Below are 26058 nucleotides of genomic sequence, written 5' to 3'. Positions count from 1 at the left end.
CCACCCCACGATCGCGGTGGCCACGCCTTCGGGCGCGGCCACCGCGATCTTCGTGGTCAGGGAACGAGCGCGGCGGCGTCCACATCGGTCACCACGAGCCGCAGAGTCGCGTTCTCCCAAGGGGTTCCGATCAGGATGGGGCGCAAGGCGGCCCCGGCGGCCTCGGTGAGCGGCGGGATCGGCACCTCCAGCGCGACCACGCGGAGCTCGACTACGTCCTCGGAGATGTCGACGGCCATCACGTCGAGATCCCACGGCACCGCCGACGCGGCGGCCGTGGTGGACGGTGTCGCCGCGCGCAGCCCCGGCACCTCGCGAAGGGTGCTGAGCAGCGAAGCGGTCAGTTCGGAACGTGCGGTCACAACAGTCCTCCACGGATTTCGATGTCCAAAATGGACACCGAGACGGCCGACGGGATGAGCCCGGTCGCCTCGGTGACCGCTTTGCCCACGGCCCGCTGCACCGCCTGCGCGGTCGCGGCGGCCTGGTCCAGGCCGGAGAGCGAAAGGTCGATCTCCACTCGCACGTCCGGCGGATCGTGCTCGACGAACGCGCGGACCCCTTCGGTCGGCGCGGGTTCGAGGCCCTTGATCCGCTGCCGCGCGATCCGGGTCAGTGAGCCCGCCAGCCCGCGCAGCCCGGGTTCCAGGCGTACCACGCCGGGGACCTTGGCCGCGGCGTGCGCGGCGACCGCCGCGATCACCGGCGGGGAGATCACCGTCTCGACCAGTTGCCGGGCCGGAGCCTGCTCACGCGTCATAGAGATCCTCCACCACCAGATCGAGCCGGGCCAGCCGGACACCGACCCTGGCGCCCGCCGCCGCGGTGACCCGCTCGCGGACAAGGTCCAGCGAGTCGCCGTCGAAGTCATGCGCGATCGCCAGGCTCAGCTCCACGTTCACGGCCAGCGGGTCGGTGATGTCCGGCGCGGGCAGGACCCGGCAGCGCCGCGCGCGGACGCCGTCGACGGAGTCCGCGGCGAACCGCAGCACGGCCGCGACCGCCTGATCGCTCACCTGGACCTCGCCCGGTTCCGGGCTCGCCAGCGGCACCAGATCGCGGCGCCGCACCTCGGCGCGGATCGCGGACATGATGCGGCTGGTGAGATCCGGCGACGGCTCGGCGTCGTCTTCGGCCAGCTCCTTGGTCAGTCCGCGCAGCACCAGGAGGCTTTCGCGGGTCGCCCGGCAGTGCGGGCAGCCGAGTTCGTGCGCGTCCGCCCGGCCGGCGTCGACCTCGTCGAGCCGTTCCCAGACCTGTTCCACATCACGGCCGCACGGCAGCAGGTAGTCGCGGGTCGCGTGGTTCATCGCCATGGCGCCATCACCTCCGCCAACTGTGCTCGTGCTCGCGCGATGCGTCCGCGCACCGCGGTGGTGGTCGCCCCGATCGCCTTCGCGATCTCCTCGTAGGAGCGACCGTGGACCTCGCGCAACAGCCAGCAGGCCCGTTGCTCGGCGGTCAGCTGCTCCAGCGCGCCGGTCAGCGCCGTCATCTGCGCGCTCGTCTCGGCCGCGCGATCCGGCCGCCCCGCCGAACCGGCGGACTCCTGCTGGTCCAGCTCGACGTCGGCCACCGGCTTCCTGGCGCGGATCACGTTCAGGCACCGGTTGGTCGTCATCCGGTAGAGCCAGCCGACGAACGCCGCGTCCTCCTGCAGCTGGTCGAGCCGCCGCCAGGCGACGAGGAACACCTCCTGGACGACGTCCTCGGCGTCGCCTTTGTTCCCCAGCATTCGCACCGCCAGGCGGTACATCGGCCCCTGGAACCGCAGGACGAGCTGCTCGTACGCGCGGATTTCGCCGTCGCGGGCACGCGCGACCAGCGTCGCGTCGTCCAGCACCGTTTCGCCGGCCGCCGGTGCGTCTTCTCTCGCCGAAGCCGTCATCGAGCGCACCTGTGCAGCGCCGTCATGCGAAGCTCCTTTCTGGTCGCACCCCTTAAGACACGGCTTCCCCGGAAACGTCACGCGGGAACTTGGACCAGCCGACCACGGCCCGGTGGATCGCGCACGCCGAAGTCAGGCGGTCAGCCTTGCCGGACGAGCGCGGGGTACTCCTCCAGAGTGATGTCGGTGGCGAACTTGTCGGTCACCCACAGCATCCCGCGCAGCAGGGACCGTCGCTTGAACATCTGGTCGCGCAGTTTGATCCGCAGCTTCGTCGGCGGCGCGAGGAACGGGCCCGCGTTGGCGGTGCGGGCGATCTTTGCGTAGCCCGAGAACTTCTCGTCGTACCGCCGGAAGGCGAGTTCGTGGTCGCCGTTCGCCGCGGCGAGTTCGCCCGCGATGACATAGGCGGCCACGACGGCGAGCCCGGTGCCGAAGCCGCCCAGCGTGTTGCCGTACGCGGCATCGCCGAGGAGCGCGACGCGTCCGGTGGAGTAGCCGTCCATCTTGACCCGGGCGATCGAGTCCAGATAGACGTCGTCCGAGCGGTTCACCGCCGCCATCAGTTCGGGCAGCCGCCAGCCGCCGCCTGCGAAGGCGGTGGTCAGGATCTCCTTCTGCTGCCCGGTGTCGTACCGGTCGTAGCTGATCTCGGGGGAGGCGAACACGAAGAACGCGGTCGCCTTCGGGCCGCCGGTGGCGGCCATCCGGCCGGGCTCGTTGTACATCACGGCCGGGCCGCCATCGGTCTCGTCGGTCTCGACCAGGGCGTAGTAGTGGCCGAGGTGTTCCACGTAGTCGGCTTCCGGGCCGAACGCCAGCCGTCGCACGGCGGAGTGGATGCCGTCCGCGCCGAAGACGAGGTCGAACCGCCTCGGGGCCTCGCGCTCGAAGGTGACGTCGACGCCGTCGGGGGTCTCGGTCAGCGAGGTGATCGAGTCGCCGAAGACGTACTCGCAGTCGGACGAGGTCCGGTCGTAGAGGATCCGGGCCAGGTCGCCGCGCCGGATCTCGACGTCGCCGCCGGTGAACTCGCCGGGCATCACGGCGAGCGGGCGTCCCTCGGCGTCGATGATGGTCTGGTCGAGCCCACCGGTCTGGTTCCGGTGGATCTCGTCGAGGATGCCCATCCGTTCGAGCACGGCGCGGTGGGTGGCGCCCTTGAAGTCGACCGCCTGGCCGCCGGCGCGGAGTTCCGGCGACCGTTCGACGACGGTGACCGTGTAGCCCTGGCGGGAGAGCCAGAAGGCGAGGGCGGGGCCGGCGATACTGGCGCCGGAGATGAGGACTGTCCTGTTCGTCATGGCAGGAGCTTCGCGGCCGGTGTTGACGAAGCGCTGACAGTCCGCTGACCGTGCCCCGTCAGCTCCAGCCGGGCAGGGGAAGGGTGAGTTGTCCAGGCGCGTCCGGCGGCGCGGTCTCGTAGCGCGGGGGCGTCGCCGACAGGCCGATCGGGTTGCGGGTGAGCCGCACGGAGGTGCCGTCGGGCCTCGGGAGATCGACGGTCGGGCTCAGGCCGAGCCGTTCGGCCAGCGCGAACGCGCCCGCGACGTCGTTGACCTCCCCGGCGGGCACGCCCGCCGCGCTCAACTCCGCCGCCCAGTCCGCCGCCGGACGCCTGCCGAAGTGGTCTTCGAGCAGTGCGCGGAGTTCGGTTCGGTGCGCGACCCGCGCCGGATTGGTCGCGAACCGGCCGTCCTCCGCGAGCTCCGGCACGCCGATGACCTCGCACAGCGCCGCGAACTGCCGGTCGTTGCCGACGGCGAGCGCGAGTTCGTGATCGGCGCAGGGCACGAGTTCGTAAGGGGCGATGCTGGGATGCCGGTTGCCCATCCGCGCCGGGACCGTCCCGCCGGAGGTGTAGGCGCTGCCCTGGTTGACCAGGGCGGCGAGCAGGCTGGACAGCAGATCGATCTCGACCCGCTGTCCCTGCCCGGTCCGGTCGCGGTGGCGCAGGGCGGCGAGGATGCCGACGCTCGCGAACAGCCCGGCCAGGACGTCGACGAGCGCGACACCGACCTTCTGCGGCTCGCCCGCCGGGTCGCCGGTGATGCTCATCAGCCCGCCGACGGCCTGGATGAGCAGGTCGTAGCCGGGCAGCGCGGAGCCGCCGCCGGTACCGAAACCCGTGACGGAACAAAGGACGAGGCCGGGATTCGCCGCCAGCAGCACCTCCGGGCCGAGCCCGAGACGCTCCATCACGCCGGGCCGGAAGTTCTCGACCACGACGTCGGCCTCCAGCGCGAGCGCGCGGGCCTGGGCGAGGTCGTCCGGATCGCCGAGGTCCAGCGCCACGCTCGTCTTGTTCCGGTTCACCGACTGGAAGTACGTCGCCTGACCGGCCGCGTCGTAGGGCGGGCCCCAGCTGCGGGTGTCGTCGCCGGTGCCCGGCCGCTCGACCTTGATCACCGTCGCGCCGAGGTCGGCCAGCAGCATGGTGGCGAAGGGGCCGGCGAGCACCCGCGAGAAGTCGAGGACGCGAAGCGGGCCTAGTGCGGTGTCGGACATGGACCCGACCCTAAGCGGCCGCTCGCCGCTTCGAAGTTGTGATCGCGCTCACGAACCCAATACTCTCCTCTAGGTACCTACTATCCCCAGGAAGGTAGCTTCGGTCGCGTCAACTTAAAGCGAATCGAGGAGTGACCATGATCGTGGTGACCGGAGCGACCGGGAACGTGGGACGGCTGCTGGTGGAAACCCTTGCCACCGCGGGAGAAGAAGTGACGGCGGTGTCACGCCGGATCTCGGCGGCGGACGTGCCGGAAGGCGTGCGCGCCGTGCAGGCCGACCTCACCCGTACTGAAGGATTGAAGGAGGTTTTCGCCGGAGCGGACCGGATTTTCCTTTTGACGTCCGGAGAATTCATGGCGGCGGGCGGCGATGTCGCGGGCGTCGTCGCGGCGGCCGGGGAAGCCGGGATCGTGCTGCTGTCCTCCCAGGGCGTCGGATCCGGGCGGCACGCGCCCACGTTCGAAGAGGCGGTCAAGGCATCGAGTCCTGAGTGGACAGTGCTTCGGCCGGGCGGTTTCGCGTCGAACGCCTTCCAGTGGGCACCGGCGATCCGCGCCGATCGGGCCGTCGCCGCGCCGTTCGGTGACGTCGCCTTGCCCGTCATCGACCCGGCGGACATCGCCGACGTCGCGGCGGCCGTGCTGCGGGGATCCGGCCACCACGGCCGGACCTACGTGCTCACCGGACCCGAGCCGATCTCGCCGCGGCGGCAGGCGGCGGACCTCGGCGAGGCGCTGGGCGAGCCGCTGCGCTTCACCGAACTGAGCGAAGAGGAGGCCCGTGCCGCGATGTCGGAGTTCATGCCGCCGGTGGTCGTGGAGGCCACGCTCTCGATCCTCGGCAGGCCCACGGAGGACGAACTGCGGGTCAGCCCCGACGTCGAGAAGGTGCTCGGACGGCCAGGGCGCACCTTCGCCGACTGGGCGGCGCGGAACGCGGCGGCGTTCAAATGACGCTCGCCGTCATTCGCCGGTGAGCAGCGTCTCGATGTCGTCGACGCTGTCCCGGTGCGCCGCGGTCATCAGCAGGCGGTGCGCGAGGTCCGGTTCGGTCTCCGGCGGAACGACCAGCAGGGTCAGCCGCCGCCTGCCCGCGGTGCCGATCACCGTCAGGGTGTCGGTGTGCTGCGAGCGGAACCCTTCGAGCCGGACGTTCCCGCTCTCGACGACGAGCCGCCGGGGAGCGGGCGGCCAGGCCGTGAGGTTGTAGGTCACCCGCTCTATGCGCTCCAGCTGGACGGCCAGCACCACCAGCAGGAACGGCAGTTCGGTGGCGAGGTCACGGGAGGCCGGCCACCACGCGCCGTCGACGTATCCGGTCGCGGGTGCCTTGGGCTTGAGGCGCAGGCGGGCGACGTGTTTCGGATGGTCGAGGGTGTTCGTGTGCGGGACCGTCGTCATGGCGGTGCTCCGTCCCGGGCCGAGCGGCCGGATGGGCCCGAGGACGACGCGAGCTCGAACGCCTGCGCACGAAATGCTCCCGGACACCACCGAGCCTACGCCGCCGCGGTCCCCTGTGCTTAGACTGAGGTCTAATTAAGGGGCCCCACGTGGACCAGCTCACTCTCGGCGTCTTTTCCCGCTCGCGCAAAGAAAACGAGCGGCGGCTCCCGATCCATCCACGCCACCTCGAGCGGATCGACCCCGATCTCCGGCGGAACATCTACCTCGAACACGGCTACGGCGAACGTTTCGGCATCCCGGACGAGGAACTCGCGCTCCTGGTCGGGGGTCTGTGTTCCCGTGAACGACTGATCGCCGACTGCGACGTCATCCTCCTGGCCAAACCACTCGCCGGCGATCTGGCCGAACTCCGGCCGGGACAGATTTTGTGGGGCTGGCCGCACTGCGTCCAGGACGACAAGCTCACCCAGCTGGCCATCGACCGGAAGCTGACGCTCATCGCCTTCGAAGCGATGAACCACTGGCGCCGTGACGGTTCCTTCAATCTGCACGTCTTCCACAAGAACAACGAGCTGGCAGGCTATTGCTCGGTACTGCACGCGCTTCAGCTGATCGGCTCGACGGGTGACTACGGCCGGCGGCTCCGCGCCGTCGTGATCGGTTTCGGCGCGACGGCGCGGGGTTCGGTGACGGCGTTGAACGCGCACGGGATCCACGACGTGCACGTCCTCACCCATCGCGGCGTCACCGCGGTCGGGTCGCCGATCCACTCGGCGAACATCGTGCATCTCGACCACGATCTGAAGGGCCCGGCGGACCTCCGCCGCAGTCACGCGATCACCGAGGAAGGCCGGGTACCGCTGGCGGATTTCCTCGCCGGGCACGACATTGTCGTCAACTGCGTACTGCAGGACCCGAAGGCGCCCTTGACCTTCCTCGACGAGGAAGACCTCGCCGCGTTCCGGCAAGGGAGTCTCGTCGTCGACGTCTCCTGCGACGAGGCCATGGGGTTCAGCTGGGCCAAGCCGACGACGTTCACGGAGCCGACCTTCCAGGTCGGCGGCCTCACCTACTACGCCGTCGACCACAGCCCGTCCTACCTCTGGGACTCGGCGACCTGGGAGATCAGCGGTGCCCTCCTGCCGCATCTGAAGCACGTGCTGGCCGGGCGAGCCGCGTGGGCCGCGGACCCGACGATCGACCGGGCGATCGAGATCAGCGAGGGCACGATCCGGAATCCGGACATCCTGGCCTTCCAGAATCGGTCGCCGGAGTATCCGCACGCGCACCAGTGAGCGCGGCTCGATGAGAAAGTTCTCATCGAGCCCTCATCGGCGGCTCACCCGCTCCGGGCAGCCTGAGTGGTATGCGAGTCCGAATCATCGTCCTGGCCGGGGTCGCCGCCGCCGTGGTGGCGGCCACCGGCACGTTCGCCGTCATCGCGGCCACCGCGGCCTCGCCGCCTGATCTCGGCCCGGCGGTGGTAGCGCCTGCTGGACGGGCCGTCACCGGACCGGGGGAATCGGGCGCCCCGCCCGCCGTCGTCCCGCCCCGGCTGGCCGGGCACGACGACGACGTCGATGATGACCATGACGATGACCGCGACGGTGACGACCCTTTCGACTTCGACCTCGACGACTGAGCGGGGCCGATGAGCGCCCGCGCCCGCATCCTCGCGTGGGTCCTGCTGGTCGTGCTGCTCGCGCTAGCCGGATCGCTGCTGGCGACCCGAACCGTTCTGCACAACCAGCTGGACCAGCGTCTCGACAACGAGATCGCGCACGAGACCGGCAAACTCCGTGCCTTCCTGGCGTCGCCGGACGCCCGTCCCGCCGGGCGGCCCGCCACCGTCGAGGCGGTCCTCGGCCGTCACCTGGAACGGAATCTGCCCGAGAAGTACGAGACGTTCTTCTCGATCAGCGACGGCGCCGCGTCGAGGCGGAGCGCGATCGAGCCGCCGGTCCGGCTCGACACCGACCCGAAATTCGTCGCCGAACTGGCCCGGGCCACGAGCCCGGCGTACGGCACGGTCACCACCGCGGTCGGGTCCGCGCGCTACGGCGTCGTCCCGGTGACCATCGAGGGCTCACCAGGGCGCGGCGCGCTCGTGATCGTCGAGTTCGTCGACCACGCCGCGGGCGAGATCAACGACGTCGTCGGCGTGATGGCCGCGATGTCGGGGGCCGCGCTCGTGCTGGCCGGGCTGATCGGCTGGCTGGTCGCCGGCCGCATCCTCGCGCCCGTGCGGGAGGTCCGCCTGGCCGCCGAGCAGATCGGCGAGACCGACCTTTCACGCCGGATCGAGGTCCGCGGCTCGGACGACGTCGCCGCGCTCGGACGCACCTTCAACACGATGCTGGACCGGCTCGAAAGCGCCTTCGCCGGGCAACGCGACTTCATCGACGACGCCGGCCACGAACTGCGCACACCGATCACGATCGTCCGCGGCCACATCGAGCTGATGGGGAGGACCCCGAGGAGAACGCGGCCACGCGGCGTCTCGTCCTCGACGAACTCGGGCGGATGCAACGGATCGTGGACGATCTCCTGGTACTCGCGAAGTCCGGCAACCCCGATTTCCTCGCGCCCGGCGATACCGACCTCGCCGATCTCACCGTCGAGACCCTGGCCAAATCCCGTCCGCTGGCCGACCGTGTCTGGCGGCTCGACGCGGTCGCCGAAGTGAAGGTGCACGCGGACGGTCAGCGGCTCGCGCAGGCCTTGCTGCAGTTGGTGTCCAACGCCGTCCGGCACACGTCGCCCGGCCAGGAGATCGCCCTCGGCTCCGAGGTCACGGCGACGACGGCGCGGCTCTGGGTCCGTGACACCGGGGAGGGTGTCCCGCCGGATTCGCGGAGCCGGATCTTCGAACGGTTCAAGCGCGGCAGCAACTCCAGCGGCGACGACGGAGCAGGCCTCGGCCTGGCGATCGTCGCCGCGATCGCCGAAGCGCACGGCGGCCGTGTGCTGCTCGACACCGTGCCCGGCGAAGGCGCACGGTTCACCATGGAGATCCCTGTCGCGGAAGGTGCGGACCGGTGACCAGTGTGCTCGTGGTGGAGGACTCCGCCAGGATCGGTGCCTTCGTCGAGAAAGGGCTGCGGGCGCAGGGTTTCGCGACCCGCTGGGTCAAGACCGGCTCCGAAGGCCTGACCGAGGCGCTGACCGGCGCGCACGATCTGGTCGTCCTCGACCTCGGGCTTCCGGACCTCGACGGCGCGGATCTGCTCCGGGCCCTGCGCGCGGCGGGCCGGACGGTGCCGGTGATCATCCTGACCGCGCGGGACAGCGTCGTCGACCGGGTCGCCGGGTTGTCCGGCGGCGCCGACGACTATCTGGCGAAACCCTTCGCGTTCGAGGAGTTGCTGGCCCGGATCCGGTTGCGGCTACGGGGGAATCCCGAAGCCGAGCCGGCCGTGCTGCGCGCCGGGGACCTCTCGCTCGATCTGCGCACGCGGAGGGTTTCGGTGGCGGGGGAGGAGAAGGACCTCACCGCCCGCGAGTTCGCGCTGCTGGAGACGTTGCTGCGCAACCGCGGCCAGGTGCTGTCCCGCGAGCAATTGCTGGGCGGGGTCTGGGGTTTCGATTTCGATCCCGGGTCGAACGTGGTGGACGTCTACATTCGTTACCTGCGCGGGAAGATCGGCGCCGAGCGGATCGAAACCGTGCGGGGAATGGGTTATCGGCTCAGTGAGTCCTGATGAGACGGTTCTCATCCGGATCTAACGACGGTCTTTTCCGCGGGCCGCACAGTGGTTTCCATGACCACGACACTGCTTCATCTCACCGTCGACCTCGTCGCCGCCGTGATCCTCGCCTACGGCATCTATGCCCGGCGCCACCACCGCGGTGACCTCGCCTGCGCCTATCTCGCGCTGAACGTCGGCGTCTGCGTTTCGGTCGCCGTACTGCTTTCCGTGTCGACCGCGAGTGCCCTCGGGCTCGGGCTGTTCGGCGTGCTGTCGATCATCCGGCTGCGGTCCGATTCGATCAGCCAGCAGGAGGTCGCCTACTACTTCGTCGCGCTGGTGCTCGGCCTGGTCAACGGGCTGCCGTCAGCGGACTGGCGGATCGTCGCCGTCTTCAACGTCCTGCTGCTGGCCGTCATGTACGTCGCCGACCACCCGTCGCGTACGCGCGGCCCGCAGCGGCGGACCGTCGTGCTCGACACCGTGTACCCCGACGAACAGACGATGCTGATGGAACTGAGGGCCCGGCTCGGCGGAACGGTCGTACGGCACAGTGTGTCCGAAGTGGACTATGTCCGCGAGGTCACCGTCGTCGACGTCCGGTTCCGCCCGGATGCCGCCGCCGTCGTCCACGGCGCTCCGGCGGGGCGCCGATGAGCGGGCGCGGAACGGCCACCGTCGCGGCGGTGGCGAAAAGGCTTCCTTCGCTGTCGCTGGCCGAAGTCGTCGCCACGAGCGGGCTGATGAGCCGGACGGACCGCAAGTACGTCCTGCCGCTCAACGACTTCCTGGCCGTCACCGACGCGCTGTCGCTTCGCTGCCTGGAAATCGGCGGGCAGCGGGTGTTCGGCTACTCGTCGACCTATTTCGACACACCGGACCAGGCGATCTTCCGGGCGCACCGGCAGGACCGCCGTCGCCGGTTCAAGATCCGCACGCGGACCTACACCGATTCGGCCGACACCTACTGCGAACTCAAGGTCAGCGGACGGCGCGACGTAACGGTCAAGGTCCGCCGTCCGCATCCGGCCGAAGCGGCGCACGGCCTGACCGCGCCCGCGCTGACGTTCCTCGACGACGCCCTCACCGCCGCCTACGGCCGTCCCGCGCCCCGGCCGCTGATTCCCGCGCTGGTCACCGACTACCGGCGGACGACCCTGGTCACCGCCGACACGCGGATCACCTGCGACACAGCGCTGGTGTGGCGGTCACGGTCGCGGAGCCTGGCCGCCGGGGACGATCTGGTGCTGCTGGAGGTGAAGTCGGCTTCCGAGCGCAACAGCGTCACCGAGGCGCTGGCGAAACTGCGGATCCGGGAGCAGTCGGTGAGCAAGTACTGCGCGGGCCTGGTGGCGCTGGGGCTGGCGACCGGCGGGAACCGGTGGCGACCGGCGCTGAGGCGGCTCGGGGTGGCGTAACAATCGCGGCACTGGCGTCGACCCTTGCTTTCGGGTTCCGAGTGAGGGAGGACGAACATGAGGACCAGGGAAAAGGCCGCGCTCGCCGTGGCGGGGCTGGCCGTCGCCGCGGCCGGGGGCACGGTGTTCGCCGGGACGTCCGGCGCCGTCGGGCCGTCGCCGGCGCCGAGCGTGCAGGCCGCGGAGACGTCGTGCGTGACCGACAGCGCCGGGATGTGCACCGTGCAGCACGCGCTGGGCGCGGTCCCGGCGGTGGTGGTCGTCTCGGCGAACACGCCGGGACAGTTCAACGCGTACATGCTGAACACGGTGCAGGGTTCGTACACGGCGACCACGTTCCAGGTGCGGGCGATGTTCAATCAGACCACGCCGAAGGCGGGCGGGGCGATCTGGTTCAGCTATGCGGCCTATGGCGCACCGATCGTTCAGCCGACCACGTCGAGGTTGTTCCCGCCGCCGGGCAGCTGACCGTCCAAAGAGGACCGGTAATCGACTACCGGGATCGCGGCGGCCGGTCGTCCAGCTCGTCGGACAGGATCGCGTCGATCCGGAGACCGGCTCGCCGCAGTATCCGGATGCTCGCCCTCAGTGACAGCACGATGCCGATGACGGCCACGACTCCGAGCCCGATGGCGACCGGATTCGCCACGAGCGCCTCCCTGCCCGATGGGCCCGGGCGGCGTGCCGCCCGGCGCTGGTCCCTGCAACCTAGACGAGTCGCCTTTGCCCGGCGCCGGAAACCAGCTGATCGGCCTAGGCGATCGTGGCAGGTGAGCGCTGTGATAGCTTGGAGCGAACTGGGACTTCTGTGCGTTCGCAAACCCGCTGTTCGGGCTGGGGCGGCTCCCGCGGAGGTGTCAGGGCACCGTTGGGGCCGGTAGCTCAGTTGGTTAGAGCAGGGGACTCATAATCCCTTGGCCGTCGGTTCGAGCCCGACCCGGCCCACCACGTCAGAATCGTTGCCCACCTGCTGGGATGTTGGTCCTTCGGCGGCAATTTCGCCTCGGCGTTAAACGCGATTGGGCTCCGTTTGCTCCGGTGTGCCGATAGGTGGAGAAGTGTGCTTGGCGAGTTCGCTCTGTTTGGGGGCGTCGGGGGTACTCGTGGTCCGCTTTGACTTCGAGGGATTTGTCGACGCGGGAGGCCTGCGAGACGCGGTCGTCGGTCGGTAGGCTCCCCGTCTGTCGCGGTGAGTCGGGACGAGGGCTTCGCAGACGTATTGGCCGGCAGGTCATATCTGGTAGGGATAGATTTTGACCTTCTCAGGTCTCAGGTTGATCTCGACCCATGCGCCGGCCGTCCCTTGAGGCAGGCCCTCGATGTGGCCCAGGTCGATCACCGCGCCCACCAACTCCAGGTGCGGGAACGGTTGCGCCGCTTCAATCCCGGTGACGCCGAGCCGTCCTCGGCAGAAGACTCCGCGTTCGTCCTGGTAAAGGCACTCTTCCTCAACTGCGGCCGGCGAACAGTTGAACCCCCACCGGAACTCTTCGTCCAATTCCCACTCGATGTGGTGCGCGCCCGCTGCCGCCTCCAGGTTTCCGCCCCAAAACGCCTGCACGGTCCCGACCGAGGTCCTCACGGTGACCAGCGTGGCATCTCCGGGATTCCGGGAGAACAGCTCCACCTGAACCAGCACTGCATCATCGTTCCGTATGACACGCGCCCTGCCAAGTGCGCTCTCATGTCGATGAGCGGATGTTCGGCGCCACCGACTGCGGTTCCGTAACGACTGCATGGTGGCCAGATCCCGCAGTGACAGGATGCCCTGCCGCCTCTATGTGCGGTTCGCCTGGTCTATCGCATCAGCAGCACGCGCCGAGCGCGTCGGGCCAGGGACAGGTACCCGGGCCGGTGGCCCGAGAACCACGCGGAGTTCCCGGGCCACTGTGAGTGTGGTTCTACTTGATCGCGACGTAGAAGCGGTCGTTCTCGGGTTCGGCGTACTGGGCGTCGTAGCGCAGCATCCGGTCGTCGACGTAGTAGTTCTTCAGGGCGGTGCCGGCGGAGCGGTTCTCTCCGAGAGGCACGGCTCTCACGGAGAAGTCCCAACGGTGAGTGCCCTGGGTCCAGTAGTTGTCGGCGGCACCTTCCCTGGTGCTGGCGAAGGGGTACTCGTCGCAGTCCTGCACGGTTGTGTCCGGCCGCCCGGGCCCGCCCGGCGAGGGAAGGCCGGTGAGCGCGAACACCTCTTTATAAGGGCCGTCGAGATAACAGGCGCCGTCCTTGACCTTGCCGTTCTCCTTGTAATTCGGATCCGAGTCGTCGCCCTCGACACGGTGCAACCCCGCGGCCCGCCAGTCACCGGAGATGTACTTGCCGGGGATACGCTTGTCCCGAGGTTCCGGCTGCCCGGCCGGGGCGAGCTTGGGCCACACGGCGTTCGGGGTGTCCTGCGCGGTCTTGATGTGCGCGGCGACACTGGCGTGCGGGCCCACCTGCTGATAGGTCAGGTGCGGGATGACTTCGTTGAAGATACAGGCCTTCGGGTAGCGTGCCGTGCCCTTGCCGAAGTAGTCCGCCGAGTCGCAGCGGACCATCCTCGCGTCGCTGGTGTAGGTCTTCGTCGGGACAAAACCCTCGCCCGAGACCAGCGCGGACAGTGCGAAGCGGCCGTAGGAGACCTTGTCTCGGCTCGGCGCGCTGCCCTCGTTGTTGTAGAGGTCCCAGTAGTACCAGCGGGTCGAGTGATCCCACGCGGTGAACGACATCGTGACCGGCCCCGGGGTGGAGTTACAGCCGGTGTCGACGCAGTTGAGGTCGATGGTGAGGTTGATGTTCGGTGCGACGAGCACCAGATCGAGCAGTGACCAGTTCCGGTATTTCACCGAATCCGGAATGACGTGCGCGAAGGTCCGGGCCCGGCGTTGCAGGTTGTCACCCTGACCGTAGATTTCGTAGGTAAAATAGTTGCTGCCCACATAGGTGCGCCCCAGAACGGGAAGCCGGCGAAAGAATCGCATCTCGACCTCTGCGCGCTGGCAATAGTTGAACCGGTCATGAATTCTGCCGAAACCGGATTCCGCGCCATCCCCAGCAAGGCAATCCTTCGACACCGGGTGCGGCTCGTCCCCGATCGGCACCGGCCCATACGTGGTCGGGACCCCGGCAGGGGCCCCACCGCCCTGCGCGGGCAGCATGCTGCGCTGATCATGACTCGCGGCGTTCCGGCGGGCGGTGTCCTCCGCTTCCGCCCTGCCAAACTGCGGAAGAACGCCTGGACGTGCGTGTTCCCTATTCGGTGGCACCTGCGGCAACGGCGGGACAGGAGCCGGCACGCGACGCTGGGGGTCATGAAGTTTCGCCCAGGTGGGTTCGTCGATGACGACGTCGATCGTGGCATGATCACGGGAGTCCGCCGGCGTGGCGGGCCGGTCCGCGGCGGCGGCGAGTGAACTGGCCAGCCCCAGCGTGACGACCAGCGCACCGGTCACGGTTACGCGTTTCAGCACAATGATTTTCCCCTCTGATTTCTCCCCCGCGCACCCGCGCAGGGTGGCGATCACCACCGTGCCGAAGAAATTTGTGACGATCAACCGCGTCGAGGGATAAAGAGAGAAAGTTCGGCTGAATGCCGGGCGGACACCACACCTAAATGGCGGCCGTTTCACCATTATTCGAAACGAGTGACCGTTCCTGATTCGTCGAAGCGCACCATGCCACCCAGCCACGGGCCCGCGAAGTGGGACAGGTCCAGCCGGACGCCGGTCATGACCTCCATCAGCAGCATGCACAACGGCCCCGCCGGCAGGCCTTTCGCGACACCGATGAACTCGTCGTAGTCGCCGAGCGGAAACCCCAGATCGCGCATCTGACCAGTGAACCGGTCCGGGTCACTGCCCCAGCGGCGATAGCTGCTCAGCGGGTAGGTCACGGCGACCAGGTCCCCGTCCTCCGCGTAGCGCACCTCCTGCACATTCGGCAGATAGGTCGCCACACACGCGGCCCCGCCCCCCGACGACAACACGGCCAGCGTCTCCGGCTGCCAGCCGAGGAAACCGGTCGGACCGTCGAACTCCACCACGAGCGTCCACCCCAACCCCGGCAGAGCACGCGCGAGGACCATCTCCCGGTCCATCACCCCGAACGGCACCTCCCCCGGATCAGCGGCACCGACACTCCCCGGAGCGGCACCCATCACCGTCAGCACGGCGTCCGGCGCGCGGCCCCGCACCACGGTCACGCACCATCCCTCACCGAACTCAGCGACCAGATTCACCGGCTCAGCCATCACGCCCTCCATCTCCACGTTCAGCAGGCTCTGCACCTGCACCCGATCGTGGCACCGGCACACCCTGGCAGGTCAACCATCACGCCAGACCGGTGCAGCGCCGGACAGATCGGCGCGAGGCATGCAGCGGGGGAGTGGTCGCCCTGTACCTCACCGCTGGTCCGGCCTGATCCTGGGCGCCGCCGCCTGCGACATCCGCACCGACCGCATCCTCGGCGAGATCCGCGCCACCTGCGTCGCCTCTGCGTTCTGTTCGGCATGTCGGTCAAGGCAACTGCTCGCTACGCCGCCATCCTCGACCTGATCAACACTGTGTCGGGCTGAGTCACTCTCACTAAATCCGGTCGCGGGACCAGCGCCTCGTCGGGCACCCTGTTCCGCGTGCCTCCAGCGTTTGTCTCCGGCGTGGAACTGTCGGGCCGCCTCTATGACGAGGCGGTGCGTCCCCTGCTGTCCCAACACTTTCCTGGCCTGACCCACACCGCGGCCTTGATCGGTCCCGGCTCCGAGGTGCTCGGGTTCGACACCGCCCGCTCCACCGACCATGACTGGGGACCGCGCCTGCAACTGTTCCTGCGCCCCGACGATCTCGCTGAATACGGCGCCAGGATTTCCGACATACTCGCCGAACGGCTGCCCGCCAGCATCGCCGGCTACTCGACCAACCTGGTCCCGATCGGAGACCATGGCACCCGCCACATGCGGCCAGCGCGCGGACGCATCCAGCATGGCGTCGTGGTCACCGACCTGGGTGCCTGGCTGACTGGCCACCTCGGCTTCGATCCCCAGAACGAGATCACCACGCTCGACTGGTTGGCCACCTCGGCCCAGGCGCTGGCCGAACTCACAGCCGGTAAGGTTTTTCACGATGGTCTGGCCCAACTGCATCCGGTCCGACGAGAGCTGGCCTGGTACCCCGACGACGTGTGGCGCTACATGCTGGCCTGCCAATGGCAACGCATCAGCCAAGAAGAACCCTTCGTCGGACGCTGCGGTGACGTCGGCGACGAACTCGGGTCGGCGATCATCACCGCACGCTTGGCACGCGACCTGATCCGCCTGTGCCTGCTCCTGAACCGGGTCTACCCGCCCTACGGCAAATGGCTCGGCCGCGCCTTCGACCGCTTGCCGTGCGCCCAACGGGTGGCGCCGCTTCTCGCCGCCGCCGTGGCGGCGACCGACTGGCACGAGCGTGAGTATCACTTGGCCACCGCCTACGAGACCGTCGCCGTCCTGCACAACGAGACCGGGCTCACCGAACCGGTCGACACCCGCACGCGCTCGTTCCACAACCGGCCCTACGAAGTACTGCACGCCGAGCGCTTCACCGCAGCCCTGATCACGACCATCCACGACCCCGCGCTGCGCGACCTGCCATTGACCGGTGCCATCGACCAATTCGTCGACAGCACCGACGCCCTCGGACCCCGTGCCCTCACTCGACGCCTTGCCCAAGCGCTCGTTCCCAACCGAACAGAAGCGCCCTGATACCGGCATCGAGCACCTCAAGCACTTGAGTTCCTGCCGACGATCGCTTCCGAGTTCGTGAACCTGTAAAGGTTCGGCAGGAATCGTTCAACCTGTTCGGTCAGGCTGGCGTTCAGCGGACGGAAAGGCCCAGTCCGACGTGCTGCTGCAAGGACTCCGCCAATCCGGCGAGCACCTTCGAAAATTACGCGCAAGAGTTGTCGGACAGAGCGTTCCTCTCGTCGTAAGGCAGGCGCTCCTGCATCGCCATTGCGGCATCCTCTTCCGCGTAGAGCAGTGCGCCTCCAGTCCGGGCCAGGCCGCCAACTCCTAACGCCGTTGCGACGTCGAGGGCGTTGAACAATTCGTCCGGATTTTGCAACGGTGCCGATGCGGTGCAGGTATGGACGTCGGCCAGCTTCCCCATCCCTGACGAGCTCAGGTCGTTCGGCACGATGTCACCGAGCACGTCCTCGGCCACGATCAAGCCCACCGGATCGCATGTCCTTGCCCGACGCCGTGAGCGCGCCCAGAGTGACTTGCCGATAGTCATTTCCGGCTCGGCGTCCACTCCGATCACCGTCCGGCCGAGGCGGGCAGGCTGCAGTTGCAGATGTAGAGGTGTTTGAGCCGCGTACGTGCGGCGTTGTTCGGCTCGGAGCGCGGGAACGGCCAGTCCTCAAGAGATGTTTTCGGCAGGGCGCAAAGGTGTGGCCGAGTCCGGTTGGTCGCTCCATCCTTTGATGCCTGTCGCGTCCATCGGAGGCATCAAGCTACTGATCGGCACTGCGTCGGAAGAATTTCTCTGGATGACACGGGAGTGCACTATGAAGAACCGAACGCGTTTGAGTCTGGCTGCCGTGGCTTTCGCCGCCGCTGCCTTGTATGCTCCGGCCTCGGCCAACGCGGCTACCGCAACAGCACAGGCCGCAGACGCCCAGTCGGCGACGTGTTTGTGGCCGACCAAGAGCTGGTCGATTCCTGACGGCGGCGGTGACACCGCGGGCAGGGTCGAGTGGCATGACTACGACGGAAGTACGGACAAGGACAACTTCTTCCTTCAAGACAAGCCCGGCGACGGACAATCCGTCTCCTTGCGGGTGAAGAATCACGCCACCGGGAAGGAGTACTACAAGCACGTCTACAGCGGCAACGCCTATTGCATGGGTGTGGGAAACATTCCTAACGGCGATTACGTTTACTGGTCTGCGTGCAGCTGGGACGACGGCGTGATCACCGAGTGCCGAAGCGGCACGATCACCGAGTAGTGCACTCGCGCATCGGGCCAGCGGGCGTCATATCAGGTTCTACCGCCGCTTCAATGCGTCGGAGGCCTCTGTCCGCGGGGTTGCGGCGAAGAAAGCAAATGCCGACCTGGTTCCCGACTGCCTGGACTGGCTTGCACCGGCGGACGGGGTTTACGTCCAGGTCAGCGCTCCGTCGTCGCGAATGACCGGGTCACCTGGATTGGGCGGGTCTTGCGCCGCGGTGGGGTAGTTGTCGAGGCGTTCGGCGGTGTCGGTGAGCAGGGCGTTGATGTTGGCCCAGGTGGTGCGGTGGGCGCCTGATTGTGCCATCCAGTCCATCACACAGCCGTGGTCGGTGCCGGGGCGCAGGTCGAGGGCGAGTACGGCGCCATCGAGGGCTCGGCAGACGGGCAGTAGAGCGGTGCAGAATCCGAGGGTGGCGTCGCCGGCGGCGCGCTGGTGTTGCCCGTCGGCCTGGCAGCAGTCCTGGTCGGGGTAGGCGCTGAGGCTGGCCCATTCGTCCCGTGCGCGCGTTACTGGAAGGGGCATGTACACCCCGGGGAGGGTGAAGGCGTTGCGGTAGTCGGTGTCGTCGTCGACGCCGTCCATCAGTCGCCACCACGCCAACAGGTCGTCCGGGAAAGGCCGCCCCACCGCGTCCTGCACCGCGCGGATGTCGTCGGCGGGTGCTGGAGACCGGAGTGTGGCCGCGGTGATCGGGGTGTGGCTGTGCAGCCAGGCTGTGATTCGCGCCCAGGCCGTGTCGACGCCGTCGTTCATCGTCACGGGCTCCTCCCGGTCATTCATGCCGGCGGTGGATCCGCCGGAGACGTCTGTCCCCGGCGGATCCACGCTATCGTTCACCGGTTCTCGTCAGGGGTTGATCTGGATGGAGAACCGTTCCCGATCGTTCGGGTCAAGTTCCGGGTCTTTGCCCAGATCCAGGATGCGGTCGTTCTCGTACCAGCCGAACAGCCGTCGGCCTGCCTGCTGGTTATGGGTCCGGAGCGCCGCACCGAGGGGCGATCCGCTAGTGTCCTCAAAGGACGGTCAGTCGATCGGGATGCTGGTGCAGGTCGCCTTGCCCTGTTCCTGGAACACCGGCGGCCTGCCAGGCTTGATGAGCTCGAAATAGCGCAGGCAGATCAGGCCGGACCTGAAGGTCTTGTTGATATAGAACAGATGATTGCGCTCGCGGTTGGTCGGACCGGTGAGCTTGGAACCATCGGGCAGGAACACCTCGAAGAACCCGGTCGTGTTCAAGATCAGGTCCCCGCGCAACGCGTCCACTCGCTCGATAGTGCCGTTCTTGCCCTTCGTCGAGTTGCAATAGTAGGCGTTGCACACAGTCTCGACATCAGCCGCCGCCGTACCCACCACGATCCCGGTCGAGGCGCACACGGTGGCCGCCAGGACGGTCACAGCCCTTTTCACGTTCAGTCCTATCGACACGACATTTCCCTTCCTCTGATAGAAAACCAGACGCCTGACAGGGGACGGAACGCGCGGCGAAACCACTGCTCCCAGCGGGCCAGGCCATGACGGTGGACGACGCGGCGCCCGAGTTTTGCCGTGATCAGTCATCACCCGAAGGCCCCGGGTGGTTCGAAGCCCCGTGCCTGTTCCCCTCACCACCCCGGATCTCCTTGTGAGCCTCCGGTTCCCCTTCTGTGACGAGTTCCCACGCCGGGCCCGCGACCCCGGTGTGTGACAGTGTGTTCAAGAATGTCACATCAGAGTGGCAGGGGACGTCCGTCGCGTCAAGACGCGATCTGTGGCCGCGCTCAAACCGGCTTCCGGATCGTGGAAGCGCTTGCGATGACTAGATCAGTCCGGAAGCCTGAAGGGCCGTCCGTGCAGGCGCTCCTTCACACGAACCTGAAGGCGCTGATGTCCGTGGCGTGCTGCGTGCCTAGAGTCGGTGTCATGGGGGACACCATCGACGGCGTGGACTGGTCGCGGCTCGAGCACAACTATGGCAGTGCGTCTGATGTTCCGGGCTTGCTCCGCGACTGCGCGAGCTCGGATGCCGACATTGTCTCGGAGGCGCTTTCCGATCTGTCGAACAAGCTTTTCCATCAGGGCGGCTGGCTGTGCTCGGCGGCACCGGCCGCGCTCCCCAGACTGGCCGATCTCGCTGCCGATCCGGTCGTGCACCACCGGCACGAGGTGGTCGAGCTGATCGGTCTGCTGGCGAGAGAGGCGGTCACGATTTCCGAGCGATTCGCCGACTCTGGCTGGTGGCCCGCGCTGGACAGTGTGAGACCGCGGCTGCTGGACCTGCTTGGTGACCCGGACCCGGCTGTGCGACGGGCGGCGCTGCTGCTCGCCGCGGAGGGCATCCGCCATCCTGAGTCAGTCGCGATGCTGCACCGCCGATGGACGATGGAGACCGACCCGGCGATCCGGATCGATGTCGTGCTCGCGATGGGCGCCGTCCTCACCTGGTCGCAGGACGAGGTGCTGCGCGAGAGGCTGAAGGCGTTGCTGACTGACGACGATCCGCAGATGGGGCTGGCCGCTGTGCACGCTCTGGCCGCGTCCGATCCGGCCGTCGCGGTGGGCAACGTCGACCGGCTGGTGTCGACGGTGTTGCGCGTCGACACCGTGGTGTGGCGGGATTCCGAGTGGATCGGCCACACGCCGGAGTCCCTCGTCCACGCGACCGGGGATCTGCTGCTCGGCGATCCGGTCGCGGCCACCGCGTTCGCCCGCGGCGTCGCCCGCGCCGAGGACACGGCCAAGCGGGTCGCCGCGCTCGGACACGCCCAGCAAGTGCTTTCGCAGTGGCGCACCGCCGCCGAAGACCTCTTGCCGTTGCTGGCATCGAATCTCGACGACGGGTCGCCCGAGGCGCGTTACCGGGCGGCGGCCCTCCTGGCTTGTCTCGGCGACCAGGGTGCGTCGTATGCCGAGCAGTTGGCTGCCCGTACCACCGATCATGCGGTGCGAGACACCCGGACTGTGACGACCGTGGGTGACGCCGCGGTGTGGGCCTTGGCCCGTCAGCGGCATCCAGCCTGTGTGCCGGGCTTGGTGAAGCGCCTGTCCGGCAGCCGCCTCGGGTTCGGCTTCGCGGGAGCATATTTCGGTTCGGACTTGCCGATACTGGAGCAGCCGTCGATCAGCGAGGTACTGATCCCGTTGCGGGGACACGCCGATGCTCTTCTCGACGCGGTCATCACCCGGCTGGTCAAAGCCCGACGCGACGGTGTGCTCGCGTCGAACCTGTGCCAGGTGATCGCCGAGTGGGGGCCGATCTCGGTGGCCGCACTTCCTGTCGTGATCCGGTTCCTCGATGACGAGAAGGTTCTGCCCGCGGCGGCGAAAGCGATCGGCGCCATGGGACCCGCCGCGATCGGCGCGGCGGACGCGTTGCGGCGCCACGTGGATGAACCGGCCGCGGCGTGGGCATTGTGGCGCACCGGTGCTGATCCCGGACGGGCCGTCACCGCGCTGGCAGAGCACGTTGCCCGGCCGAACGTCCGGCACACGACGATCGCGCTGCTCGCCGATCTCGGTCCGTCGGCAGCGTCCTCTGTTGACGATCTCCGTACCCTGACCGGTACCAGCGATGACTGGACTCGTGCCGAAGCCGCCCATGCCTTGGCTCGTATCACCGGCGACCCGATCGAGCCTGTGGCCATCCTGACGGATCTGGCCGAACCGCTCGCCCGTGGCGAATGCCGGCCAGTCCGAATCGCAGCCCTCCGTCACCTCGCCGCGCTCGATACGGTCGGCGACCGAGTATGGGAACTGGCACAAGCCATCACTGACAGCCCGCGGCGGATCGCCTGCTTCGGCGGATGGCGCACGTTCACCGAAGACGAGCAAGTCCGCACCGCCGCGTCAGCGCTACTGGCCGATCGCTGAGGGCCGGTCTGCCGTAAATCGGAGTCTCGTACGCACGGGAGCCGAGTCTTCGCTGCCCTCCTGAGGACTATTTGTCAAAGGAGATGTGCGGCCTACGAGTGTCGCAGTGGCGGTGCGGTTACCGAGGGCTTCGGGTACGCGGAAAGTTGGGCGGCGCACGCATGCCGGACCTCTGCTCTGAGTTTGGGGATGGTCCGGCCCCAGCCTGCTCCCCATTCGTCGAAAAGGTAGTAGAGCTGGCCGAGCGGAAGACTGATAACACTGCTGCGGTACCCGGTCTGCGCGAGGATGTGATCGACTTTGTTGACGATCCATTCCTCGCTGGCGGTGCCGTCGATGTGCAGTTGGGCTAGTTGGGTGAAGGCGGTCTGCGCCGCGGCTGTGTCTGAGTCCGGGATCGAGGTGTGGCAGTCGGCGAGTGCGTCGCGCAGGATGTCGTGCACTTCGCCGGAATCAGTGCCGCTCAACCCGGCCAAGGTCCGCAGGGCTCGTCCGTCGTGGCCGTGCACGAGCCAGTGTGCCGCCCAGAGGGGAATGCGTTCGGTGGGCGCCATGCACAGCGCTTTCCAGGCGGCGACCAGATCTGGAGTGGGGATCTCGCCGGGTTTGAGCGCGGGCCAGTCGTGCATGAGTCAATCGTGTCCTAAGCTCGCCGACCTGGCACCTGCATTTCCGTTGGTTCCGCAGCGGCCAACTCTGGGGCGGCGTCGACGGGTGGAATGGTGCTTGCCTCGGCCGCTGTTCCCGAGGCCGGGGCAGCCGGTGCGCGGCTGGATCACCATCGACCCGCTCGCCGGGCCCATCCGGCACCCCACAGCCCAAACCGCTCCCGCGCGCCGCGGCTCCTTGATGGTCTCGATGTTGCGCGCCGAGACCGCCACCATCAGCACTATCTTTGCGGCAAGGCCTAAGGTTCCCCCCGTTTCACCGGCATGCCCGCACGGTGGTCGCTGTCGCAGGGATGATCATCGAGACAACTGCCAGCACCGCGTCGCAGTCGTCGCGAACCTCCTCCACCTTCCGACGCCACCGTGCCTGGCTGCTTGGTGCCGACGGGTCTTCGTAGTCAAGATCGTGCACGATTGCGTTTCGTGCCTTGAAGAACTTGTCGAGCGTTTCGATCTGAGCGATGGGGAGCTGTGCAAGCCGGCCTCGGTGCGGACGTCAATGTAGACCTTGATCATCTGTTGCCGGAGTGGATGACGCGGCAATTGCTTCGACCCGGCCCACCATGACCGTCCGATGAGGACAGACGCGCCCGGCTGGCGCAGGTCAGAACGGCCAGCCCACGCTCCGGCTCGCTTCGAGGAGCGGAATCATCCGGAAGGCCTGGTCGGTCAGGCCGCCGAAAGTGTGCCGGTTACCGCGGCCTGACGTCGAGTGGCCGTGCTGGTAGCCCGCGAGGTTCCACGTGTACAGCGCCGTATCCTTCGGCACGGCCTGGTCGACGTTGCCGGACGAGTGCTGTTCGTCGGTCAGGATCACGACCCTGTCGTGCCCCGGACGCAGGTGACGCCGGATCGCGCCGACGGTGTCCGTGCCGCCGCCGATGAAGTAGCCGCCGTTCTTCCACCGGTCGAGCGCGCGCAGCAGCGACTCGTCTCGGGGCAGGTCGAACGCCTTCGAACCGGTGCCGCCGTAGTAGCCGTTCGAGAACGACACGACATCCGCCGTCTCGCAGCGGGCGCCGAGGGCGATCCCGAAGACCGCGGCCGCGTCCCAGCGCATCAGCGTGCCGTCCTTGCTGAAACCGGCGTTCATCGACCCCGAGGTGTCGACGAGGATCAGTGTCCTCCCGGTGAGTCGCGGCACGTTCGACAGCGACTTGGCGATCGCCTTTTCCAGGGCGTACGACCAGCGAAGCGACGGCGCCGCCCGATACGCGGAAAGGAACCTCATCGGGAACTGCCGTGACTTCGCGACCTGCTCCGGATCCGCCAACCGTGCCGCGACGCCTTCGGCCACCTCGTCGGACACGCCTGCCTCGTCGAAGTTCCGGAGGTTCCGGATAAGAGCCATGTAGCCCATGGAAGGGATCACGGCTTCCCAAGCGCGCGCGTCCATGGGGCCCTGGAGCCAACCCGCCAGGGACTCCCACGTCATACCCGCCTGCCGGAGAACGGACCGCGCGATGTCGAGTTCGGGGCGGCTGAAGAGATCGCGTCGCTTCTCCTTGTCCCACGCCATCAGCTCCGCGCGGGCGCCGAGGACTTCCAGTTCGGCGGGGATCTCGCGGCCGGGGTTGAACCGGACGTCGACGATGTGCTCGAACAGGGCGTCCTGCACCGGGTTCTTCGGATCCGGATGGGCCAGGCCGAGGACGTCGGCGAACCGGAAGGCACGCGCGTCGGAATCCCACTTGAGGAACGACTTTTCGTGGAAGAGCCGGACAGCCGCGTCGGCGACGCCACGCTTGACCGGCTTCGGGATCTTCTTGCCGTACAGGGAAGTCCAGTACGCCAGCAGTTCGCCGGGCTCGTCGGCGCGCTGGAGCACGGAGTCGACGACGGCGCGGTTCGCGATGGTGGCGACGTACGACTGGTCGTCCGTCACGGCGGCGAGCCGGGCGCGGACGTATTCGGCGGCGCCGACGATCGCGGCGGTACGCATGTTCGCTTCGGTGCGGAGCCAGCGCAGGAACCGCGCTGTCCATTCCGGGTCGGCGAGCGCGGCCTTCCGGACGAGGGCGGCGTAACGCGTGTCGCGCTCGTCGTCCGTCTCGTAGAAGGTGTTCTCACCGACCATGTTGGTGACGGCGAGCAGGAACAGCTCGGACTTGGTGTCCCGCGCGTAGCCGTCTCCACCTTCGTGGGTGACGCCGCCGGGGCTCCGCTCACCGGCGATCGGTGACGTGGTCGCCGGGCGTGTGCCGGCGATGTTGAACTTCGACACCTCGACCCCTCGTCTCGTTCGAGGGAAGCCACGGCTCCGGATGAGGCCCGAGAAAAAATCGGTGACGGTGCTTGTCCACTGCTCTACCGACTGAGCTACCGGCAGCATGGCTGCCGAGCGGGGCTCGAACCCGCGACCCGTGGAATACGATGAAGTAGCCGTTACCTGCGCACCGGGCACATCTGAAGTCGTGGCTCCCCAGGAGTGCTCGCCCAAGCTAACAGAGCGCTCGTCGCCACGTCTCCGGAATTACCGGGTCTCAGAAGCGAGGGAGCTCCAGCAGGTTGTTCTTCCAGATCCCGTCCGCGCGCGTGCGGAGGAACTTCGGGCCGAAGGTCGGCTTGATGATCTCCACGGCCACCCGGTGGATTCCCTCGTCCACATAGGCCTTCCCGTCGTCGTCCTCGAGCCAGGCCACGATCGCCGAAACGAAACTCTCGCCGGTCTCGCCGCTGCCGGGGTTGACCCAGCGCAGCTTCGTGATGCTTTCGTGGAACTTCCCACCTTCAAGCCGGGTTGCGATGATCTTGATGGCCATGGTGCTACCTCTTCGGCTGGATACCCTCGAAGCGAACAGGGGTAATGCGGTACTCGCCACCCGCCCGCACCTCGTTACGCCGTCCGGTCGCCGTGCCTCGAACGTTACGAGTTCGAGCGCGGGGCGTCGTTCTGAGTCAGATGACGCAGACCGCGCGCGTTCCGTCATGTCAAAGTCCTCGCGCCGGCGGGAACACCGGCCGGTGGAGAGGGGAAACGGACATGTGCGCTGCCCACAAGAGAACGGCCGTGGCGGGAATCGTCCTGGCCGCGACGGTAGTGGCCGGCTGCGCGCCGGACCCGGCGCCGGCGGCCCAGCAGGCGGCGCCTTCGCCGTCCGTGGCCGATTCGGCCGCGGCGGTCGCCTGGATGAACGGATTCTGCGGCGCGGTCAAGGATTTCATCGAAGGCAACAACAAGATGCCGTCGGCGAGTGGTGAGACCGTGGAGGCCATCAAGAAGAGTACGAGCGAACAGCTCGGGCATTACGCGGCGATCCTGACCAAGACGGTCGACGGCCTCGGCGCGCTGCCCGCCGCCCCGGTTCCGGCCGGAGACGCGGCGAAGCGGGAGTTCCTCGCGAAATACACCTCGGCGCGCGACAAGACCGTGAAAGCGAAGACGGATCTGGACGCGGCGGGGAAGAACGACACCGCCGCGCAAGGCCGTGCGGTCGAAGGACTCATCGCCGCTCAGAAGGACACTCACGGCGCGCTCGACCCGGTCGCGGCCGTCTTGGGTGCTCCGGAGCTGAAAACGGCGGCGGCGACCGCGGAACGCTGTCGTCCTTGAGGCGTGGGGTGGGGGGGCGGGGGGGGGCCCCCCCCCAACAAGAGATTAACCGCCGGCCGCAATTAAAGGTTGCGGGCGGGGCGCCCGGCGACAAGGCGCGGGGGTGAGTA

30 protein-coding genes and 1 tRNA gene are annotated in these 26058 nt (G+C 67.9%); 14 read left to right on the top strand and 17 right to left on the bottom strand.

The window, feature by feature from the left end; genetic code table 11:
• Positions 1 to 56: 56 nt before the first annotated feature.
• The 6 genes from ACIRGA_RS15100 to ACIRGA_RS15075 form a co-directional block, all read right to left on the bottom strand.
• On the bottom strand, positions 57 to 362 hold the full coding sequence (locus ACIRGA_RS15100; protein WP_400941177.1) for a hypothetical protein: 306 nt from the start codon (positions 360 to 362) through the stop codon (positions 57 to 59).
• Positions 359 to 760: an Asp23/Gls24 family envelope stress response protein gene (locus ACIRGA_RS15095; protein ID WP_400941175.1), complete on the bottom strand. Its 402-nt coding sequence runs from the start codon at positions 758 to 760 to the stop codon at positions 359 to 361. Before ACIRGA_RS15095 ends, ACIRGA_RS15100 begins: the two co-directional genes overlap by 4 nt.
• Positions 750 to 1316: an Asp23/Gls24 family envelope stress response protein gene (locus ACIRGA_RS15090; protein ID WP_400941172.1), complete on the bottom strand. Its 567-nt coding sequence runs from the start codon at positions 1314 to 1316 to the stop codon at positions 750 to 752. The genes ACIRGA_RS15095 and ACIRGA_RS15090 overlap by 11 nt, the downstream gene beginning before the upstream one ends.
• Positions 1307 to 1888 (bottom strand): RNA polymerase sigma factor, encoded by a 582-nt coding sequence (locus tag ACIRGA_RS15085; protein ID WP_400941170.1) that lies wholly within the window; start codon positions 1886 to 1888, stop codon positions 1307 to 1309. Before ACIRGA_RS15085 ends, ACIRGA_RS15090 begins: the two co-directional genes overlap by 10 nt.
• Positions 1889 to 2028: 140 nt before the next feature.
• Complete coding sequence (locus tag ACIRGA_RS15080; protein ID WP_400941167.1) at positions 2029 to 3192, bottom strand: FAD-dependent monooxygenase; 1164 nt, start codon at positions 3190 to 3192, stop codon at positions 2029 to 2031.
• A gap of 58 nt (positions 3193 to 3250) precedes the next feature.
• Complete coding sequence (locus ACIRGA_RS15075; RefSeq protein WP_400941165.1) at positions 3251 to 4396, bottom strand: CaiB/BaiF CoA transferase family protein; 1146 nt, start codon at positions 4394 to 4396, stop codon at positions 3251 to 3253.
• Between the two features lie 137 nt (positions 4397 to 4533).
• Between ACIRGA_RS15075 and ACIRGA_RS15070 the strand changes: the two genes are divergently transcribed.
• On the top strand, positions 4534 to 5352 hold the full coding sequence (locus ACIRGA_RS15070; RefSeq protein ID WP_400941163.1) for an NAD(P)H-binding protein: 819 nt from the start codon (positions 4534 to 4536) through the stop codon (positions 5350 to 5352).
• Between the two features lie 9 nt (positions 5353 to 5361).
• Here the strand turns inward: ACIRGA_RS15070 and ACIRGA_RS15065 are convergent, their stop codons facing one another.
• Entirely contained in the window at positions 5362 to 5799 is a 438-nt protein-coding gene (locus ACIRGA_RS15065) for a DUF5994 family protein (RefSeq protein WP_400941161.1), read from the bottom strand.
• 149 nt (positions 5800 to 5948) lie between these two features.
• Here ACIRGA_RS15065 and ACIRGA_RS15060 point away from each other — a divergent pair, with 149 nt between their 5' ends.
• The 8 genes from ACIRGA_RS15060 (at position 5949) to ACIRGA_RS15025 (ending at position 11377) form a co-directional block, all read left to right on the top strand.
• Entirely contained in the window at positions 5949 to 7097 is a 1149-nt protein-coding gene (locus ACIRGA_RS15060; RefSeq protein ID WP_400941158.1) for a N(5)-(carboxyethyl)ornithine synthase, read from the top strand.
• A 71-nt stretch (positions 7098 to 7168) separates the two neighbouring features.
• Positions 7169 to 7444, top strand: coding sequence for a hypothetical protein (locus ACIRGA_RS15055; protein ID WP_400941156.1), 276 nt, complete (start codon positions 7169 to 7171; stop codon positions 7442 to 7444).
• A 9-nt stretch (positions 7445 to 7453) separates the two neighbouring features.
• Complete coding sequence (locus ACIRGA_RS15050; RefSeq protein WP_400941153.1) at positions 7454 to 8488, top strand: HAMP domain-containing protein; 1035 nt, start codon at positions 7454 to 7456, stop codon at positions 8486 to 8488.
• The gene (locus tag ACIRGA_RS15045; RefSeq protein WP_400941151.1) at positions 8485 to 8844 is read left to right on the top strand and encodes a sensor histidine kinase; all 360 of its coding nucleotides are present in this window, start codon (positions 8485 to 8487) and stop codon (positions 8842 to 8844) included. Before ACIRGA_RS15050 ends, ACIRGA_RS15045 begins: the two co-directional genes overlap by 4 nt.
• Complete coding sequence (locus ACIRGA_RS15040; protein WP_400941148.1) at positions 8841 to 9503, top strand: response regulator transcription factor; 663 nt, start codon at positions 8841 to 8843, stop codon at positions 9501 to 9503. Before ACIRGA_RS15045 ends, ACIRGA_RS15040 begins: the two co-directional genes overlap by 4 nt.
• 60 nt (positions 9504 to 9563) lie before the next feature.
• Complete coding sequence (locus ACIRGA_RS15035; RefSeq protein WP_400941146.1) at positions 9564 to 10148, top strand: DUF4956 domain-containing protein; 585 nt, start codon at positions 9564 to 9566, stop codon at positions 10146 to 10148.
• Positions 10145 to 10909, top strand: a complete 765-nt coding sequence (locus ACIRGA_RS15030; protein ID WP_400941144.1) for a polyphosphate polymerase domain-containing protein — start codon at positions 10145 to 10147, stop codon at positions 10907 to 10909. Before ACIRGA_RS15035 ends, ACIRGA_RS15030 begins: the two co-directional genes overlap by 4 nt.
• Before the next feature lie 57 nt (positions 10910 to 10966).
• Positions 10967 to 11377, top strand: a complete 411-nt coding sequence (locus tag ACIRGA_RS15025) for a hypothetical protein (protein WP_400941141.1) — start codon at positions 10967 to 10969, stop codon at positions 11375 to 11377.
• Positions 11378 to 11402: 25 nt separating this feature from the next.
• Here the strand turns inward: ACIRGA_RS15025 and ACIRGA_RS15020 are convergent, their stop codons facing one another.
• Positions 11403 to 11558 carry a hypothetical protein gene (locus tag ACIRGA_RS15020; protein WP_400941138.1) on the bottom strand — a complete coding sequence of 52 codons (156 nt, stop codon included), beginning with the start codon at positions 11556 to 11558 and terminating at the stop codon, positions 11403 to 11405.
• A 222-nt stretch (positions 11559 to 11780) separates the two neighbouring features.
• Here ACIRGA_RS15020 and ACIRGA_RS15015 point away from each other — a divergent pair.
• Positions 11781 to 11857 (top strand) — tRNA-Ile (locus ACIRGA_RS15015).
• 283 nt (positions 11858 to 12140) lie between these two features.
• Here ACIRGA_RS15015 and ACIRGA_RS15010 read toward each other — a convergent pair.
• From ACIRGA_RS15010 to ACIRGA_RS15000, 3 genes are all read right to left on the bottom strand, one after another.
• Complete coding sequence (locus tag ACIRGA_RS15010; protein WP_400941137.1) at positions 12141 to 12548, bottom strand: hypothetical protein; 408 nt, start codon at positions 12546 to 12548, stop codon at positions 12141 to 12143.
• 262 nt (positions 12549 to 12810) lie between these two features.
• Positions 12811 to 14418, bottom strand: a complete 1608-nt coding sequence (locus ACIRGA_RS15005; RefSeq protein WP_400941135.1) for a hypothetical protein — start codon at positions 14416 to 14418, stop codon at positions 12811 to 12813.
• Between the two features lie 104 nt (positions 14419 to 14522).
• On the bottom strand, positions 14523 to 15140 hold the full coding sequence (locus tag ACIRGA_RS15000) for a DUF6461 domain-containing protein (protein ID WP_400941132.1): 618 nt from the start codon (positions 15138 to 15140) through the stop codon (positions 14523 to 14525).
• Positions 15141 to 15521: 381 nt separating this feature from the next.
• On the opposite strand from ACIRGA_RS15000, the gene ACIRGA_RS14995 reads away from it, so the two are divergent.
• On the top strand, positions 15522 to 16628 hold the full coding sequence (locus tag ACIRGA_RS14995; protein WP_400941129.1) for a DUF4037 domain-containing protein: 1107 nt from the start codon (positions 15522 to 15524) through the stop codon (positions 16626 to 16628).
• A gap of 184 nt (positions 16629 to 16812) precedes the next feature.
• Here ACIRGA_RS14995 and ACIRGA_RS14990 read toward each other — a convergent pair whose 3' ends face one another.
• Positions 16813 to 17178 carry a hypothetical protein gene (locus ACIRGA_RS14990; protein ID WP_400941127.1) on the bottom strand — a complete coding sequence of 122 codons (366 nt, stop codon included), beginning with the start codon at positions 17176 to 17178 and terminating at the stop codon, positions 16813 to 16815.
• A 139-nt stretch (positions 17179 to 17317) separates the two neighbouring features.
• Between ACIRGA_RS14990 and ACIRGA_RS14985 the strand changes: the two genes are divergently transcribed.
• Entirely contained in the window at positions 17318 to 17875 is a 558-nt protein-coding gene (locus ACIRGA_RS14985) for a hypothetical protein (RefSeq protein WP_400941126.1), read from the top strand.
• Between the two features lie 150 nt (positions 17876 to 18025).
• Here the strand turns inward: ACIRGA_RS14985 and ACIRGA_RS14980 are convergent, their stop codons facing one another.
• The gene (locus tag ACIRGA_RS14980) at positions 18026 to 18634 is read right to left on the bottom strand and encodes an SMI1/KNR4 family protein (protein ID WP_400941430.1); all 609 of its coding nucleotides are present in this window, start codon (positions 18632 to 18634) and stop codon (positions 18026 to 18028) included.
• A gap of 270 nt (positions 18635 to 18904) precedes the next feature.
• Complete coding sequence (locus tag ACIRGA_RS14975) at positions 18905 to 19288, bottom strand: hypothetical protein (RefSeq protein WP_400941124.1); 384 nt, start codon at positions 19286 to 19288, stop codon at positions 18905 to 18907.
• Between the two features lie 492 nt (positions 19289 to 19780).
• On the opposite strand from ACIRGA_RS14975, the gene ACIRGA_RS14970 reads away from it, so the two are divergent.
• Entirely contained in the window at positions 19781 to 21727 is a 1947-nt protein-coding gene (locus tag ACIRGA_RS14970; RefSeq protein ID WP_400941121.1) for a HEAT repeat domain-containing protein, read from the top strand.
• A 92-nt stretch (positions 21728 to 21819) separates the two neighbouring features.
• Here ACIRGA_RS14970 and ACIRGA_RS14965 read toward each other — a convergent pair whose 3' ends face one another.
• The 3 genes from ACIRGA_RS14965 to ACIRGA_RS14955 form a co-directional block, all read right to left on the bottom strand.
• Complete coding sequence (locus ACIRGA_RS14965) at positions 21820 to 22356, bottom strand: hypothetical protein (protein WP_400941119.1); 537 nt, start codon at positions 22354 to 22356, stop codon at positions 21820 to 21822.
• Between the two features lie 643 nt (positions 22357 to 22999).
• Positions 23000 to 24619: a TROVE domain-containing protein gene (locus tag ACIRGA_RS14960; RefSeq protein WP_400941116.1), complete on the bottom strand. Its 1620-nt coding sequence runs from the start codon at positions 24617 to 24619 to the stop codon at positions 23000 to 23002.
• 259 nt (positions 24620 to 24878) lie between these two features.
• On the bottom strand, positions 24879 to 25157 hold the full coding sequence (locus ACIRGA_RS14955; protein WP_400941113.1) for a DUF3892 domain-containing protein: 279 nt from the start codon (positions 25155 to 25157) through the stop codon (positions 24879 to 24881).
• A gap of 248 nt (positions 25158 to 25405) precedes the next feature.
• Here ACIRGA_RS14955 and ACIRGA_RS14950 point away from each other — a divergent pair, with 248 nt between their 5' ends.
• Positions 25406 to 25948, top strand: coding sequence for a hypothetical protein (locus ACIRGA_RS14950; RefSeq protein ID WP_400941111.1), 543 nt, complete (start codon positions 25406 to 25408; stop codon positions 25946 to 25948).
• Positions 25949 to 26058 lie beyond the last annotated feature (110 nt).

Origin of the sequence: Amycolatopsis sp. NPDC102389 (assembly GCF_044765885.1) — a bacterium.
GTDB lineage: Bacteria > Actinomycetota > Actinomycetes > Mycobacteriales > Pseudonocardiaceae > Amycolatopsis.
Note: the sequence above shows the minus strand (reverse complement) of the source record. Positions and strands in the feature narration are given on the sequence as shown.